At 41.1% G+C, this 17,233-nt stretch carries 11 protein-coding genes, 2 tRNA genes and 3 rRNA genes; 6 read left to right on the forward strand and 10 right to left on the reverse strand.

The window, feature by feature from the left end; genetic code table 11:
* Positions 1-96 precede the first annotated feature (96 nt).
* On the reverse strand, positions 97-837 hold the full coding sequence (locus ACZZZK_RS11505) for an RDD family protein (RefSeq protein ID WP_463484251.1): 741 nt from the start codon (positions 835-837) through the stop codon (positions 97-99).
* 152 nt (positions 838-989) lie between these two features.
* Here ACZZZK_RS11505 and ACZZZK_RS11510 point away from each other — a divergent pair, with 152 nt between their 5' ends.
* The 3 genes from ACZZZK_RS11510 (at position 990) to rlmN (ending at position 3,754) form a co-directional block, all read left to right on the forward strand.
* Positions 990-1,550, forward strand: coding sequence for a DinB family protein (locus ACZZZK_RS11510; protein ID WP_463484252.1), 561 nt, complete (start codon positions 990-992; stop codon positions 1,548-1,550).
* Positions 1,551-1,636: 86 nt separating this feature from the next.
* Positions 1,637-2,611 (forward strand): 23S rRNA pseudouridine(2604) synthase RluF, encoded by a 975-nt coding sequence (gene rluF, locus ACZZZK_RS11515; RefSeq protein WP_463484253.1) that lies wholly within the window; start codon positions 1,637-1,639, stop codon positions 2,609-2,611.
* A gap of 87 nt (positions 2,612-2,698) precedes the next feature.
* On the forward strand, positions 2,699-3,754 hold the full coding sequence (rlmN, locus tag ACZZZK_RS11520) for a dual-specificity RNA methyltransferase RlmN (RefSeq protein WP_463484254.1): 1,056 nt from the start codon (positions 2,699-2,701) through the stop codon (positions 3,752-3,754).
* On the opposite strand, the gene ACZZZK_RS11525 is transcribed toward rlmN, so the two are convergent.
* Entirely contained in the window at positions 3,751-5,052 is a 1,302-nt protein-coding gene (locus ACZZZK_RS11525) for a leucine-rich repeat domain-containing protein (RefSeq protein ID WP_463484255.1), read from the reverse strand. The two genes, rlmN and ACZZZK_RS11525, sit on opposite strands and share 4 nt — an antisense overlap.
* 303 nt (positions 5,053-5,355) lie before the next feature.
* Here ACZZZK_RS11525 and ACZZZK_RS11530 point away from each other — a divergent pair, with 303 nt between their 5' ends.
* Positions 5,356-5,514, forward strand: a complete 159-nt coding sequence (locus ACZZZK_RS11530; RefSeq protein WP_463484256.1) for a hypothetical protein — start codon at positions 5,356-5,358, stop codon at positions 5,512-5,514.
* A gap of 1 nt (position 5,515) precedes the next feature.
* Here the strand turns inward: ACZZZK_RS11530 and rrf are convergent.
* The 5 genes from rrf to ACZZZK_RS11555 all read right to left on the reverse strand — a co-directional run bounded on the left by rrf (position 5,516) and on the right by ACZZZK_RS11555 (position 10,981).
* A 5S ribosomal RNA gene (gene rrf, locus ACZZZK_RS11535) occupies positions 5,516-5,627 on the reverse strand.
* 136 nt (positions 5,628-5,763) lie between these two features.
* Positions 5,764-8,640: ribosomal RNA gene (locus ACZZZK_RS11540) — 23S ribosomal RNA — on the reverse strand.
* A gap of 390 nt (positions 8,641-9,030) precedes the next feature.
* Positions 9,031-9,104, reverse strand: a tRNA-Ala gene (locus ACZZZK_RS11545).
* Between the two features lie 13 nt (positions 9,105-9,117).
* A tRNA-Ile gene (locus ACZZZK_RS11550) sits at positions 9,118-9,192 on the reverse strand.
* A 269-nt stretch (positions 9,193-9,461) separates the two neighbouring features.
* Positions 9,462-10,981, reverse strand: a 16S ribosomal RNA gene (locus ACZZZK_RS11555).
* Together the 16S, 23S and 5S rRNA genes with 2 tRNA genes alongside form the textbook arrangement of a ribosomal RNA operon.
* Positions 10,982-12,193: 1,212 nt before the next feature.
* Here ACZZZK_RS11555 and ACZZZK_RS11560 point away from each other — a divergent pair.
* Entirely contained in the window at positions 12,194-12,892 is a 699-nt protein-coding gene (locus tag ACZZZK_RS11560; protein ID WP_463484257.1) for a ComF family protein, read from the forward strand.
* 53 nt (positions 12,893-12,945) lie between these two features.
* Positions 12,946-14,319, forward strand: a complete 1,374-nt coding sequence (locus ACZZZK_RS11565) for a hypothetical protein (RefSeq protein ID WP_463484258.1) — start codon at positions 12,946-12,948, stop codon at positions 14,317-14,319.
* A gap of 274 nt (positions 14,320-14,593) precedes the next feature.
* Here the strand turns inward: ACZZZK_RS11565 and glyA are convergent, their stop codons facing one another.
* The 3 genes from glyA to ACZZZK_RS11580 form a co-directional block, all read right to left on the reverse strand.
* The gene (gene glyA, locus ACZZZK_RS11570) at positions 14,594-15,865 is read right to left on the reverse strand and encodes a serine hydroxymethyltransferase (RefSeq protein ID WP_056851165.1); all 1,272 of its coding nucleotides are present in this window, start codon (positions 15,863-15,865) and stop codon (positions 14,594-14,596) included.
* A 289-nt stretch (positions 15,866-16,154) separates the two neighbouring features.
* Positions 16,155-16,898, reverse strand: coding sequence for a segregation and condensation protein A (locus ACZZZK_RS11575; protein ID WP_463484259.1), 744 nt, complete (start codon positions 16,896-16,898; stop codon positions 16,155-16,157).
* A 74-nt stretch (positions 16,899-16,972) separates the two neighbouring features.
* Entirely contained in the window at positions 16,973-17,164 is a 192-nt protein-coding gene (locus ACZZZK_RS11580) for a hypothetical protein (protein ID WP_463484260.1), read from the reverse strand.
* Positions 17,165-17,233: the final 69 nt, after the last annotated feature.

Raw genomic sequence — 17,233 nt, forward strand, 5'->3', positions numbered from 1 at the left:
TACCTTTCAACCTATACTCTATTCGCTGCCATCGTATTCTTAAAATGTCCCGGCTGATACAGGAGGCTGGATAATCGAATAGTCACTTCAAACTGTTTAGCTGATACTCGAAGTAACATAATTATAATCCTTCAACACCGTTTCTAAAAACTGCAACTCGTTCATCCCTGCAGGCACACTTACAAAAATATGTTCTTTAGTTTTTGCAGCCATCGCATAAATTAGGCTTGCGTTTCCCGTTTGATAATAACCGGTAAGCACTTCGTGGATCAGTTCTACGTCTCTATCAGTCAAATGCATTACCTCTTTAAATTGAGGTTGATATTCCTCTGGCAAACTAAAATTAAAAGCTACCTGATTGAGTTGGGTACGTGGTATCATTTTTATCAGTGTTGTTTTGGCAAGTAGGTCTCCCAATCGTTGATGATTTTCGGTTACCGCTACAGATGCCAATGCAATTACCCCCCAACCCAATGGAAAACCAAAATCAATCATTCTGAATAACCACCTAATTAAGTATTGGCCAAAAGTTGGTTGTGTTCCATCCAAATTAATTACTTTAATTTTCATCACTCGCTTGCCAAACGATTGTCCGTTCATGGTGAGCTCGCAAACTAAATCATAAAATGCATATATAATAAGGTAGACGATCAAAATCACCACACCTAATGTTCCGGAGACGCTTATAGATCCGATAATAAATAAAATCCAGGCGACAACAAATAGTATCGCAAAGCCAGCTAAATCTATACATCTAGCCGCTATTCGCTCACCCAAACCTGCAATTTCATATTCAATATCGATATTTTGAGCAGTGTTAATTCTGATACTATCCATTTTTCAAACATAATTTTTTTTAAGGATAATCAGACAATTTTACCCTTAAATTTAAATATGAAATAAAAGCTATTTTTTTGAATAAAAATTCTGCACTGCCATAGGGTTGTCACTAAGGCATCCTTTCTTTGTTTAAGCAAATCAAAAAAACCATGAGTATAGCAGATTTATTATTGATGGAATTAAACACAATAGGAAAAACAAAACAACAAAGTATGGATATTATTAAATTATTATTGAAAGAATTCGAAGCAGAATTCACCACCACTAGCAAATTTTTGGCTTTGGTCCCTACAGATAAATTTACTTGGGCACCCCACGAAAAAAGCATGAAAATGAAATCATTGGCGAGCCATATTGCAGAACTTCCAGGATGGGTAAGTTTAGCCATTACTGCAGATGGTTTGGATTTCGCCACTGCTCCCTATGAAGAAAAAAAGGTAAGCACCAACGGCGATCTGCTTCATCTCCTGGAAGAAAGTTATCAAAGTGGAAAGAAAGAATTAGAAAATGCCGACCCTCAACGGTTAAACAATCAATGGATTTTGCGAAATGGAGATCAAATTCTCGGCGACTTGACTAAATATGAAATGATCCGCATAGCCTTTAGCCAGATTATTCACCACAGAGCGCAATTAGGTGTTTATTTAAGATTATTGGATATCCCTATTCCAGGCAGTTATGGGCCAAGTGCAGACGACCAAAGTTTTTAGCAACTGAATTGAGAACACCAACAATTTGTTGGTGTTCTTTGGTTACTATTGGTTCATAACATAATTTATTTCCGTAAAATTGCATCATGAACAACAATGCTGCAACCCGGTTAAATAAATTTATAAGTGAGAGCGGTTTATGTTCCCGCCGTGAAGCAGATCGGTTTATCGAAAAGGGCAATGTTTTCATCAACGGCAAAAGAGCCAAAATCGGAGATCAGGTTTTTGCTGGTGATAAGGTGATGGTCAATGGTCACAATATTGAACCGAAAGAAGAATCAAATTTTATTTTATTGGCTTTTAACAAACCTGTGGGCGTTACCAGCACAACAGAATCTAATGTTAAAGATAATATAGTTGATTACATCAACCATAGCGAACGTATATTTCCTATTGGCCGGTTAGATAAAGATTCATCAGGATTGATTTTCTTAACCAACAATGGTGATATTGTTAACAAGATCTTAAGAGCAGGAAATAAACACGAAAAAGAATATGTGGTTACGGTAAATAAGCCTATAACCGAAGATTTTGTGTTTGAGATGAGCAATGGTGTACCGATTTTGGGCGTAAACACCCGCAAGTGCAAGGTTCGTCAAATCAGTACGTTTGTATTCAATATCATTTTAATACAAGGTTTAAACAGGCAAATCCGCAGAATGTGTGAGCATTTTGGCTACGAAGTAACCAAGTTAGAACGTACAAGGATTATGAATATTAATCTCAAAGGCATTCCTACAGGTGAATTTAGAGAGTTGAGTGAAGAAGAAATGAACGGCATCATGAAGAGTGTCGAAAAATCTTCATCTGAGGCTGTAGCAAAACCGAAGAACACCAAAAAGAAAACTAATTCCTGGGAAGAGATTCCCGAGTTGAAGCAGGATCAACCTAAAAAACCATTTAAGTCTAATAAACCGGTTTCTAAATCGGGTGGAGCAAAAAAGAACACACCTCATTCTTCCTCAAAATCTGCTGGAAAAGGTGGCGCTAGCAATAGAAATTCTAAACCTGCAAAAGGTAAACCCTCAGGAAAATCAAATACCAGACAAAGAGGCAGATAACCTGCAAATTGTAAAATTTGAAACTAAACTGTTTGCTTTCTGCTTTGATCTTTCAGCTTAAAAGCTTTTTAAGTACCTTTGCAACAAATGGTAACAGCAAAAAAAATCGATATCCGCTCATTGGATTTGCCTCAATTGCAGCAGCACTTAACTGCATTGCAACAGCCTGCATTTAGGGCGAAACAAATCTATCAGTGGTTATGGGAGAAATCAGCCACTACGTTTGATGAAATGAGCAATCTTTCAAAAGATTTACGCAAGACGCTGGAAGAAGGATTTTCAATTAATGCTGTTCAGGTAAACAACTCGCAGTTCAGTAACGATCACACGATTAAGAACACTTTTCGTTTAGCTGATGGAAATATCGTTGAGGGAGTTTTAATCCCATTGGAGGATAGGATGACCGCTTGCGTAAGTTCGCAGGTGGGTTGCAGTCTAACCTGTAAGTTTTGTGCCACGGGTTACATGGATCGTAAACGCAACCTAAATGCAGATGAAATTTATGATCAGGTAGTTTTGATCGACAAACAAGCCAAGCAAAACTATAATAATCCCCTAACCAATATTGTGTACATGGGTATGGGCGAACCGCTTTTAAATTACGCTAATGTACTTAAATCAATAGAGCGAATTACCGCTCCAGATGGGTTAAATATGAGCTACAAGCGGATTACGGTTTCTACGGCAGGCATTGCAAAAATGATCAAAAAGTTAGGTGATGATGGCGCAAAATTTAATCTTGCTCTTTCTCTTCATGCCGCAGATGATAAGAAACGTAATGAGATTATGCCCATTAACGAAGCAAATTCATTAAAAGCATTGGCCGATGCCTTGAAATATTATTTCGCCAAAACTAAAAATCCGGTAACATACGAGTACATCGTTTTCAACCATTTTAATGATGAGATTAGTGATGCGATGGATTTAGCTAAATTCTGTAAACATATTCCTTGCAAAGTTAATCTAATTGAATACAATCCAATTTCATTTGCTGATTTTACTAATGCCGAAGGCGATAAAATAGATGCTTTTTCAAACTATTTGAAAAGCCAGGGAATCAATACAAATATTCGCCGAAGTCGTGGTAAAGATATTGATGCCGCCTGTGGTCAATTGGCTGTAAAAGAAGAAGCTGCCAACTAACTGCTTCTAAGCAAAGTTAATTCAGTTAATATCTCATTGAAACCAGGCCGTAGCTGTTGATCTTCAGATAAACACAAATCGCGAAGTTTGCAAAGCGCATCATAAGCAGAAATATTCGCACGGCAAAGGGAAAGCAAATCATCGAGCAGAAATCCGAAGGCCTTTACTTCAATTCGCTCCAGATTGAAAGCTAAAGCAAGATTTCGTTTATCGTACTGTGAAGCCGCTCCAAAATCGCCGAATAATGTTTTACCGGTATCATCAACCAGAACATTATGTGCATATAAATCACCATGCATAATTCCTCGTTCATGCAAATGTGCACCTACAGAAGCCATACTAATGGCAATTTCAAACAATTGCTGCTCACTGAGTTTAAAGTCTTCGTCAAACACATCCCTTGTACAAGTGTTTAAAGTTGGCGGTTTGCCAAGATTATAAAAGTGAGCAGGAATCAGTTCCATCACCAAACCCTTTTTACCCTGATCATCTAAATCAATTACAGACTTCAATTTCACGATCGAAGGGTGATGCCCCGCGGCCAAATAAGCTTGCAGCTCATCCTCCGGAAAGCCGTCACTGGTAACATTCCCTTTAAATATTTTGATGGCTACTTCATCCTGATTATTAACATCTATACTGGTCGCTTTAAATATCGTACCGGAAGCTCCTTCTCCCAGTAACTGCCCAAGCTGAAATTGATCAATATTTACTGCCGCAACTGACTCGACTTTCTGGTTTATCATATTGTTACCCGAAAAAGCCAACCAGGCCAAACTTCTCATTTCAACTAACCACTCGGGCAACATATTTAAGTTATTTGCAGCAATCCGCAACAATGCAAGACTACTGCAATTTGCAAGCTCCTTAGGCAACGCTGCCAATCTATTTCCAGCTAGCATCAGCTTTTCCAACTTCGAACACTTACCAATAGATGCTGGTAAACTGGAAATTTGATTATTAGTAAGGATTAACCACCGCAAATTAGCATGAAATGCATCATTTGGGATATGCGTTATTAAATTACTCTTAAACCCAATAATTTGGAGGTTATCGCACTTACCTAAAACGTCTGGAAAAATGGCAAATCTATTTTCGGATGCAAAAAAAACCTTCAGCTTTTTAAAGCTGTTGAAATCATCCGGTAATGCTGTTAACTGATTGGATGATAAATCAAGGTATTCTAAGGTATCAGTAAGCTCAAAAAGCTGCTCAGGAAACGACTCAAGCCCTTCAGATATCTTTACAGTAGTGGCGCCCAAAAGTTCGCCGTTAATAAGTTGTGTTAAAGTTTGCAATTTATAATGGAAATGAACAGCGAAGATAAAGGAAACATTTTATATGATGGATATTTAGTAGGTGCTTTATTGGAAACATTGGTTTGAAGCAATTTGTTCTTCAGCCCCGCTGTCCCTTCAATCTTTTTGTTTAAGGTATATTCGCTTTGAGCGGTAGCGGTACAAAAAGGATTTTCGTACCATCAGGTTTATCAGACCCAGGGTGGGTGTTTTATCGTTCGGGCCTGCTTTCCCGCAGGTATGCAAAACCGGGTCCACCCAGCTATATGACCTATATTCCTATATGGTTCAATAAGATCTAGTATGTTCTGTGAACATTCAATCATGCTGGCCACTGCAACAGGTAAACCGGTTTTCTCTATGGAATCAATCGAATCCCACAGTTACAAACCTGTTATAAACGAAGAAACCCCATCAGCTGTTACTGACGGGGTTCTCGCTAATGCCCTTTTGGGGCTTTAAGATTTGGCACCGACCTACTCTCCCACGTGTTACCGCAGTACCATCGGCTCTGGTGGGCTTAACTTCTCTGTTCGGAATGGGAAGAGGTGGACACCACCGATATAGGCACCTAAATGTTTTTAAATAGTATGTGGTATTTAGCCGTTGGTATTTAGATATCTAATCTATCTACCAAGTACTCAGTACCAACTACTAAATGACATATTATTGAAAGAAGTTATGTTAGAAGAACAAACAACAGTCTGTTTGCTTTGAAAGCTTCGGATGATTAGTACTACTCGACTGTGCTGTCGCCAGCTTTACATCTGTAGCCTATCAACGTAGTAGTCTTCTACGGTCCTATATGGAATTCTCATCTCGTGGCTAGTTTCGCACTTAGATGCTTTCAGCGCTTATCTATTCCCAGCGTAGCTACTCTGCAATGCCCCTGGCGGAACAACAGATTCACTAGAGGCTAGTCCAACCCGGTCCTCTCGTACTAAGGTCAGCCCCACTCAAAATTCCTACGCCCACAACAGATAGGGACCGAACTGTCTCGCGACGTTCTGAACCCAGCTCGCGTGCCACTTTAATCGGCGAACAGCCGAACCCTTGGGACCTTCTCCAGCCCCAGGATGTGACGAGCCGACATCGAGGTGCCAAACCTCCCCGTCGATATGAGCTCTTGGGGGAGATCAGCCTGTTATCCCCAGCGTACCTTTTATCCTTTGAGCGATGGCCCTTCCATGCAGAACCACCGGATCACTATATCCGTCTTTCGACCCTGATCGACCTGTATGTCTCACAGTCAAGCAAGCTTATGCTATTGCACTCCGCGTACGGTTACCAAGCGTACTGAGCTTACCTTTGAAAGCCTCCGTTACCTTTTTGGAGGCGACCACCCCAGTCAAACTACCCATCAAACAATGTCTCCCGCTAGGCGGGATTAGACACCGAATACAGAAAGGGTGGTATTTCAACGTTGGCTCCACGACGCCTAGCGACGCCGCTTCAAAGCCTCCCACCTATCCTACACATCCTGTATCCAATGTCAATGTTAAATTGTAGTGAAGGTGCATGGGGTCTTTCCGTCCCGTTGCGGGTACCCGGCGTCTTCACCGGGACCACAATTTCACCGAGCTCATGGCTGAGACAGCGCCCAGATCGTTACACCATTCGTGCAGGTCGGAACTTACCCGACAAGGAATTTCGCTACCTTAGGACCGTTATAGTTACGGCCGCCGTTTACTGGGGCTTCGATTCAATGCTTCTCCTTGCGGATGACATCCCCTCTTAACCTTCCAGCACCGGGCAGGTGTCAGGCCTTATACCTCATCTTTCGATTTTGCAAAGCCATGTGTTTTTGTTAAACAGTCGCCTGGGCCTTTTCACTGCGGCTGACATTGCTGCCAGCGCCCCTTCTCCCGAAGTTACAGGGCCATTTTGCCGAGTTCCTTAGCCATGATTCACTCGAGCACCTTAGAATCCTCTTCCCGGATACCTGTGTCGGTTTGCGGTACGGGTTTTTATAACCTGAAGCTTAGCGGTTTTTCTTGGAAGTCTGATTACCTGCGCTATCCACTCACCCGAAGGCTTGCGGTACTATCGACTTTCAGCTAGATCGGCGGATTTGCCTACCGTTCCATTACCTACTGTCTTTAACGATCTATTCCGTCAGATCGCGGCAGTGTCACTACTCCGTCCCCACATCGCAGTTATAAAAAGTACTGGAATATTAACCAGTTGTCCATCGAATTTCCCCTTCGGGTTCTCCTTAGGTCCCGACTGACCCTGATCCGATTAGCGTTGATCAGGAAACCTTATCCTTTCGGTGGGCGGGTTTCTCTCCCGCCTTATCGTTACTTATGCCTACATTTGCTTTTCTAGAAGCTCCAGCACCCATTACCAGATACCTTCGCTGCCGCTAGAATGCTCCCCTACCGATATATTTCAATCCCATAGCTTCGGTGTACAATTTAATGCCCGTTTATTATCCATGCCCGATCGCTCGACTAGTGAGCTGTTACGCACTCTTTAAATGAATGGCTGCTTCCAAGCCAACATCCTAGCTGTCTGTGCAATCGGACCTCGTTAGTTCAACTTAACTGTAACTTGGGGACCTTAGCTGATGGTCTGGGTTCTTTCCCTCTCGGCGCGTGACCTTAGCACCCCGCGCCTCACTGCAGATCATATTTCATAGCATTCGGAGTTTGTCTGGATTTGGTAGGATTTGACTCCCCCGCACCCAATCAGTAGCTCTACCTCTATGAAACTTAATATCCACGCTGTTCCTAAAAACATTTCGGGGAGTACGAGCTATTTCCCAGTTTGATTAGCCTTTCACCCCTACCCACAGATCATCCGGAAACTTTTCAACGTTTATCGGTTCGGTCCTCCAGTACGTGTTACCGCACCTTCAACCTGTCCATGGGTAGATCACAAGGTTTCGCGTCTACCCCCTCTGACTATACGCCCTATTCAGACTCGCTTTCGCTTCGGATCCGTGCCTGAAGCACTTAACCTTGCCAGAGAGGAGTAACTCGTAGGCTCATTATGCAAAAGGCACGCCGTCACACCACTTGGATGCTCCGACCGCTTGTAAGTACACGGTTTCAGGTTCTATTTCACTCCCCTGTTCGGGGTTCTTTTCACCTTTCCCTCACGGTACTGGTTCACTATCGGTCTCTCAGGAGTATTTAGCCTTACCGGATGGTGCCGGCAGATTCCCACAAGGCGTCTCCGACCTCGCGGTACTCAGGATACTGCTAGACTAGCATTCTATACGTGTACCGGGCTATCACCGTGTATCGCTGGGCTTCCCATCCCATTCCACTTCTGTTTGCTAATGCCATGTCGCAGTCCTACAACCCCACCTATGCCGTAACATGGATGGTTTGGGCTCTTTCCCTTTCGCTCGCCACTACTTAGGAAATCATTATTATTTTCTCTTCCTCTGCTTACTTAGATGTTTCAGTTCGGCAGGTTTGCTCATTATATGTGACTGGTCTTCAACCAGCCGGGTTGCCCCATTCGGAAATCTTCGGATCAATTCCTATTTGCAAATACCCGAAGCTTATCGCAGCTTATCACGTCCTTCATCGCCTCTGAGAGCCAAGGCATCCCCCGTGTACTCTTTATTACTTTCTTCTACTCATATGCCTTTTGCGCCATATGGTATGCTTTTTTTGCTCTTGTTATGATGTCTCATGCTTAGCGGTCTCTTGCGATTCCTTTAAGCGAGCACAAACACAACAGTCGCCTATTGTTGTTTGCTCTTCTTTTTTAACTTCTTCCAATATGTCAAAGAACTTTACCAAGGCTGAAGATCGAAGGTATAAAGGTTTAGGATTTCATCGTCCTATACCTAAGCTCCGTTTCAGCTTCGTTAGTCAAAAACTGCGGTCTCGAACCGTTTCTTGTAGTCCTTAGTACTCAGTATATAGTACTTAGATTATCACAAGTGCCCCATGGCGTTTCTTTTCTTTCTTTCAATCTGTCAATGATGACCACCGATCCCGGTGATGTGTTTTCTTACTGTGGAGAATAACGGAGTCGAACCGTTGACCTCCTGCGTGCAAGGCAGGCGCTCTAGCCAGCTGAGCTAATCCCCCAGGATTATTAAAGTAGTCCCGTCCAGATTTGAACTGGAGACCCCTACATTATCAGTGTAGTGCTCTAACCAGGCTGAGCTACGGGACTGTGCTTTTCGGTGGCAGTGTTTCGGTATATAGTATCTTACCGCTACCGTTCCATTTGCTACCTAGCTTCATCGCCGATGTCTTTTTGGTTATTGGACAACCGTCATTTCTTCTGGGTGTTTTTTCTTTTAGTGTTTTTGTTGAGTATAAAGTAACCGGTATATCGTAGTTATATGAAAAGATTGAACTTTTTACTTTCTACTTTTTACCCTGTACTTTCTACTTTATAGAAATATCATGTTGCGCAGTGAGTAGTCAACTCCACTCCAGAAAGGAGGTATTCCAGCCGCACCTTCCGGTACGGCTACCTTGTTACGACTTAGCCCCAGTTATCGGTTTTACCCTAGGACGCTCCTTTCGGTTACATACTTTAGGTACCCCCAACTTCCATGGCTTGACGGGCGGTGTGTACAAGGCCCGGGAACGTATTCACCGCGTCATTGCTGATACGCGATTACTAGCGAATCCAACTTCATGGGGTCGAGTTGCAGACCCCAATCCGAACTGTGAATGGCTTTGTGAGATTCGCATCATATTGCTATGTAGCTGCCCTCTGTACCATCCATTGTAGCACGTGTGTAGCCCCGGACGTAAGGGCCATGATGACTTGACGTCGTCCCCTCCTTCCTCTCTGTTTGCACAGGCAGTCTGTTTAGAGTCCCCACCATAACGTGCTGGCAACTAAACATAGGGGTTGCGCTCGTTGCGGGACTTAACCCAACACCTCACGGCACGAGCTGACGACAGCCATGCAGCACCTAGTTTCGTGTGATTGCTCACTGATCCATCTCTGGATCATTCACTAACTTTCAAGCCCGGGTAAGGTTCCTCGCGTATCATCGAATTAAACCACATGCTCCTCCGCTTGTGCGGGCCCCCGTCAATTCCTTTGAGTTTCACTCTTGCGAGCGTACTCCCCAGGTGGAACACTTAACGCTTTCGCTTAGCCGCTGACTGTGTATCGCCAACAGCGAGTGTTCATCGTTTAGGGCGTGGACTACCAGGGTATCTAATCCTGTTTGATCCCCACGCTTTCGTGCCTCAGCGTCAATAAGACCATAGTAAGCTGCCTTCGCAATCGGTGTTCTGAGACATATCTATGCATTTCACCGCTACTTGTCTCATTCCGCCTACCTCTAGTCCATTCAAGCCCATCAGTATCAAGGGCACTGCGATAGTTGAGCTACCGTCTTTCACCCCTGACTTAACAGGCCGCCTACGCACCCTTTAAACCCAATAAATCCGGATAACGCTTGGATCCTCCGTATTACCGCGGCTGCTGGCACGGAGTTAGCCGATCCTTATTCCTTCGGTACATTCAGCTATTTACACGTAAATAGGTTTATTCCCGAATAAAAGCAGTTTACAACCCATAGGGCAGTCTTCCTGCACGCGGCATGGCTGGTTCAGAGTTGCCTCCATTGACCAATATTCCTTACTGCTGCCTCCCGTAGGAGTCTGGTCCGTGTCTCAGTACCAGTGTGGGGGGCCATCCTCTCAGATCCCCTAGTCATCGTCGCCTTGGTGGGCCGTTACCCCGCCAACTAGCTAATGACACGCATGCCCATCTCCATCCCATAAATGTTTGATCATTGGATAATGCCATCCTGTGATTTTATGCGGTATTAATCCGGATTTCTCCGGGCTATCCCCCAGATGAAGGTAGGTTGCATACGCGTTACGCACCCGTGCGCCGGTCTCAAAGAAGCAAGCCTCTTCTACCCCTCGACTTGCATGTATTAGGCCTGCCGCTAGCGTTCATCCTGAGCCAGGATCAAACTCTCCATTGTAAAATGTGTTGTAAGATTCTGACCAGTTTTAACTATCGTTAAAAATAGTCTTCTTTTGTTTTGTCCGTTGGACATTGACTTTAAAATGTAATAAGGAACTCTGTACTTGAATTCGTACTTCATTACCCCACTACGCATCATTGACATCTCTTTTAAGAACTTATCGACAATCGCCTCACGGCCTGTCTTTATATATCTGCTCGCTTCAGTTGGGCATGAGTCTTGATCGTCTCTTCCCTGTTTCCGCTCGTTTCAATCTTTTTGTTTCCAGTCTTCCGCGACATCCGCCGCTCGACTTTTTCCCTTTCCTTTCGGTTGGGAGTGCAAAGGTAGAAAACTTTTTCGGACTTCCAAATAAAATAATTTTTATTTTTTCGTTCCCGTTTTCTTTCTGCTTTTCAATATGCCGCTTTTTCAGGCGGCTTCCCGTTCCTTCCGAACCGGGCTGCAAAGGTAGCGATCTTTTTCTTTTCCGCAAATTTATTTTAAAATAAATTATTGTCCTTTTTCTCCTCTCACGTTCCCCAGGTCCATCTTTTCACTGCAACCGTTTCCTCCGAAGCGGGATGCAAAAGTAGAAAAAATTCCGCTCCCCACAAATACTAAACACCGTTTTTTTTGATCTTTATTGTAAAAGCCTGTTTTTCAAGCGGAAAATTTTTAACGAACATCAAAACAAATAGAGCGATCGGGTGTATGCTTCGGAGAATCACATCCAAAGGACCCTGGTTGAGGTATGGTTTGCTCGAAATATAGGATAAGCTGATACTGCAAAATGTGAGCTTTCTTGGGTTTTGAACCATATAGAAATATAGAACATATAGGTTTTGCAGCGCAGAGGTTTTATAGGCTTCAGCAGTCGGCGTGATTTTGGCCTTCACCATGCGCTTTTGTTTTGTGGACCATATAGTTATATAGGACATATAGACTGGAAAGTATTGGTTGCTTAGCTAGTAAGTCAGAGCGGTAAGGGGTTCGGTATCTAGCTTTTTTGTTTCATGGACAGAATAAGGTTTGTTTCTTGCAACGGATGTCTCTACCAGAACCGATCTAAATGGAAAATATAGGCTTTATGATTGTAGCAAATGAGTTTAGTGCCTAATTCTGGGGACAAGAAGTTAAAGCAGAGGGCGGGCGGCAATTTAATAGTATATAGCAGTACTAACATATAATATTAGCTAATTATAAAACTAAATTTAATAGATTAGATAAATGTTAGTAGTAAAACGTTGGGGTTATGATTTAATGGGATTACTGTTCCCTAATGCTTGCAACGCTTGCGGTACGCCTCTATATTATGGTGAGCATCTTATTTGCACAAAATGCTTATATGATTTGCCATTTACCGATTATCACATTCATGCTGATAACAGGGTAGCCAAGCAACTTTGGGGACGATTGTCTTTAAATGCAGCCATGGCTATGTTGTATTTCAGGAAGGGTTCCAAAGTTCAGAATCTTATTCATAATTTAAAATACAACAACAAGACGGAGATAGGGATTTTGCTGGGAAACAAGCTTGGCGAAAGATTAAAGTCGAGTTCTTTATATCAGGATATTGATTTGATTATACCCGTACCTTTGCATTTGAAAAAATTAAGAATACGCGGTTACAACCAAAGCTTATATATTGCAGAAGGCATTTCGAAGGTTTTAGACGTACCGTTTAGCGAAGCAGAACTTATTAGAAGTGCTGCCACGGAAAGTCAAACAAAGAAAAGCCGATACAACAGATATGAAAATATGCAGGATGTCTTTAAGGTTGTAAAGCCTGAGCAATTAAGTGGAAAACATATTTTGTTAATTGATGATGTAATTACAACTGGAGCTACTTTGGAAGCCTGTGCAAATGAACTTCTAAAAAATGGTGTTGCGAAAGTGAGTATTGCAGCACTAGCTTTTGCAGAGTAACAAACGTTTTATTAACTTGTAAAGCAATCAGCCGAAAATATATAAGTTTGAAGATGCGTAATATTTTTATTTTAGTCTTTACCTTAATTTTTCTTTCGAATTGTAGAAAAGATGAATACATTACCACAGACCCAAACGCCAGACTTGCATTCTCAACAGATAGCATTTTATTCGGTACCATATTTACTACAGTTGGATCAACCGTTAAAAGGATAAAAATTCTTAATAAGAATAATTTGGCGATTAACATTTCAGAAATTAGCCTGGCAAATGGAAATAATTCCTCATTCAGCATAAATATTAATGGAGAATATGGTATCGGTAAGCAAAATATTATTATCAACGCAGGAGATTCTATAAATCTATTTATAAAGGCAACTATTAACCCGAACAACAAGGCTTTACCTTTCCTTGTTCAAGATTCTATATTGTTTACTACCAATGGAAATAAGCAAACTATTCAATTGCTTGCTTATGGCCAAAATGCAATTTTTATTAATGCATCTTCCATTATTACCAATACAACATGGACAAGTGATTTACCTTATATAATCAGCGGCGCTGCAACGGTTAAAAATAATTCAACGTTAACAATTTTACCAGCAGCAAAAATTTACTTTCACGCGGATGCGAGCTTAAACATTGAAGGTAGGCTGAATGCCGTAGGGACAATTGATAAACCTATCCTTTTTTGTAGTGACAGATTGGAAAGCACTTTCGCCAATGTTCCAGGGCAGTGGAAAGGTATACATATGAATGCGTCAGGAACAGGCATAATTTCCTATACAATTATTAAAAATGCTTCGGTTGGATTAACATCTGACTCTCTTTCGCTTAACGGCACTCCTAAACTACTGTTAAGCAACAGCATTATTAAAAATATGCAAGTTGCCGGCTATATAGGTTATCATTCGGAACTAACTGCCTTTAATAACTTATTTTACAACTGTGGCAACTATTTGATTTATGGTGTTGGAGGCGGCAATTACAATTTGAAGCAAAATACCTTCGCTGGCTATAATTTAAATTTCCCTCGAAAAACGGCATCTGTAAGTTTTTCCGATTATCAATCGGCCAGGATGACCAACGCCCTCAGCTTGAATTTAACCAATAACATCATATGGGGATCGCTGATTAACGAATTCGAAATTGAAAGGAAAACAAATGCCGTTTTACAAAGCAATCTGTTTAATAATTTGATTAAAACCGTGAATACATCATACGCTAACAATGGCAATATATTAAATCTGGACCCCGGCTTTATTTCTCCTGGACTAGAAAATTTTGAATTACTTGCTACTAGTCCTGCGATAAAAAAAGGGCTAAATCTTAGTAGTGATATGTTCTTTAGCAATTATCTCAATCGCGATTTGAAAGATACATTGAGAAGCTTTCCTTCATCAATTGGTTGTTATGAAAAAAAGTAATTTTTGTTTAACTCGTTAAAACAATTTTTGCCGCAGTTCGTTTATATAATTGAGAGCGTTAATTTAGATGGTAAGGGTCGATATTTCTTCAAAAGGATATCGGCCCTTTACTTTTCACATCAGTTTGTAAAGGATATTAAAATTTGAAAGTATGCGGATTAGACTCAATAAATCAAGGGTAACACACAAAAAGCAGACTGAAATGAAAAAGCAGCTACATTTTTATGTAACTGCTTCAAAAGGCTAATGCTTCCAAAAGCCTACGATAACAATATTATTTATATAGCGGAAACGCACTAACCAAATTAATCACTTCTGCTTTTACGGCATTGATGTTAGCTTCATCATCTGGATTAGTTAAAACCTGATCGATCAAATCAACAATCTTTTCCATTTCTGTTTCTTTCAATCCACGAGAAGTAATGGCAGCTGTACCTACACGGATACCTGAAGTTACGAATGGTGATTTATCATCAAAAGGAACCATATTTTTATTCACGGTAATTTCTGCTCTTTCCAACGCGTTTTCGGCTACTTTACCCGTGATGTTTTTATTTCGCAGATCGATAAGCATTAAATGATTATCAGTACCGCCAGAGATGATACCGTAACCTTTAGCAACAAAGGCTTTCGCCATCGCTTGTGCATTCGCAGCAACTTGTTTAATGTAAGTTCCATACTCCTCAGTTAAAGCCTCGCCAAATGCAATTGCTTTTGCAGCGATAATGTGCTCTAACGGTCCACCTTGAGTACCTGGAAAAACAGCCATATCCAATAAGTTACTCATCATACGGGTTTCTCCCTTTGGCGTTTTCAAACCCCACGGATTTTCAAAATCTTTTCCCATCATAATCATACCGCCACGAGGACCACGCAAAGTTTTGTGTGTAGTTGTAGTTACGATATGGCAATGTGGAAGTGGGTTGGCCAACAAACCTTTGGCAATTAATCCCGCTGGGTGCGAAATATCTGCCAGCACCAAAGCACCAATTTTATCAGCAACTGAACGGATGAAAGCATAATCCCATTCTCTTGAGTAGGCCGATGCACCACAAATAATTAATTTAGGCTTTTCAGCTAAAGCTACTTCTTCCAGTTTTTTATAGTCGATTAATCCAGTTTCTTTTTCTACGCCATAGAATAATGGCTGATAAAGTTTACCCGAGAAATTTACAGGAGAACCATGTGTTAGGTGGCCACCGTGAGAAAGATCAAATCCTAAAATTTTATCACCAGGTTGCAGAACGGCTAACATTACCGCAGCATTTGCCTGTGCACCAGAGTGTGGCTGAACATTTACCCAAGCAGCACCGAACAATTCTTTTGCTCTGTCGATTGCTATTTGCTCTACAACATCAACCACCTGGCAACCTCCGTAGTAACGTTTTCCTGGCAATCCTTCTGCGTATTTATTTGTGAGCACAGAACCAGCAGCTTCCATTACTTGCTTGCTTACAAAGTTTTCTGATGCGATAAGTTCTAATCCGTGCTCTTGGCGGTCTAGCTCTTTATCAATAAGTTCAAAAATTTGGGTGTCGCGTTTCATCCTTATATAGGTTTGTATTTTTTCTGCAAAAGTAAGAAATTAATCTCTAAGGTAAAGGCTGGATATGAGGAAACTCCGGCCGTTTTGCCAGATATATTTTTTTTAAAGAATCTAAAGGATTTGGAAAGCAATGGCAGCAATTCTTTTAAAGGTCACTCCCGCCCTCGCTACAATCTTTTTTGTCATTGTTTGTGATGAATATGATAATAAACCACCAAAAAAGTATTTTCGCTAAGTCGGGTTTAGTGGGTGCCTGTCAATGCAGGAAACAGAATAACAAACTCATAAATCAAGCGGATGATTTCACTTTAAAGTTATTGAAACCACTACCAATCGTAATTTCTACCAGTTGTTGTTGTAACATTTCTAGTATGGCCAGGAAATTATAAACAAAGTGCACTTTATTTTCAGAGTTTTTTAGCACCACCGCGAAATCAATCTGTTTGTTAATATCAAGTAGATTGGCTATAAAATACTTTTGTTGCTCAATGGTATAAGGATATTGGATTACCGTATGTTTAACTTCCTCACTTCGCAACTCATATTTTTGCATTGTTTTGTGGTAAACGGTAAGCAACTTGTATAAATCGAGTGATAAAAGCTCATCCTGATAAGAAGAGGATTCGGCAGCAAGCGATAAATCATATTCTATATTGCCCCTTCGCTCGTGTTTCATTCTGCTGTCTTCCAAAACTTTCATTTCTTCTGCAGCAGATTTGAATTGTTTATATGCAATAAGCCGGGCTATTAAATCTTGTTCGGGATTAATTTCATTGCCTGCCTCATCAATTTCTATTCTTGGCAATAGCATTTTAGATTTTATCCGCATTAAGGTCGCCGCCACCAAAATAAATTCGCTGGCTACCTCTACATTAAGTGCTAAGAGCTGGTGTATATACGCTAGAAAATCGTTCGTGATTTTTGCGATCTCGATATCCTGGATGTTTAATTCATCCCGTTCGATAAAGAACAATAATAAATCGAATGGTCCTTCGAAAACCGGAAGTTTGATCTCAAAATTTTCTGCTTGCATTTGTTAACAAATTTAACAAAAACAGGGAGACGGCAATATTTTAAAATAATCAGCAGACCAAAAACAACGACTAATTAATTAGCGTTAGTTAATATATAAATCGTTTGACGAGAATCTAAATGAAAAAGATATTCTTTCAAGTTATCAACTACTGACTTTTTAATTTTAACTACTTTACCTTGTGAATTATACTCATCGATAATTTCGTCGCCAATTTTGACCTTATTGAGTTTGTTGACTGGTGTTGAGTGCGTTAAATTTATCATGGGATGTTTTTTTTACTAATATGGGTGTTTCAAATCTCCTCCAAAAATCAAGTCGATTAACAAAATGAT

The organism is Pedobacter sp. AC163, assembly GCF_979258665.1.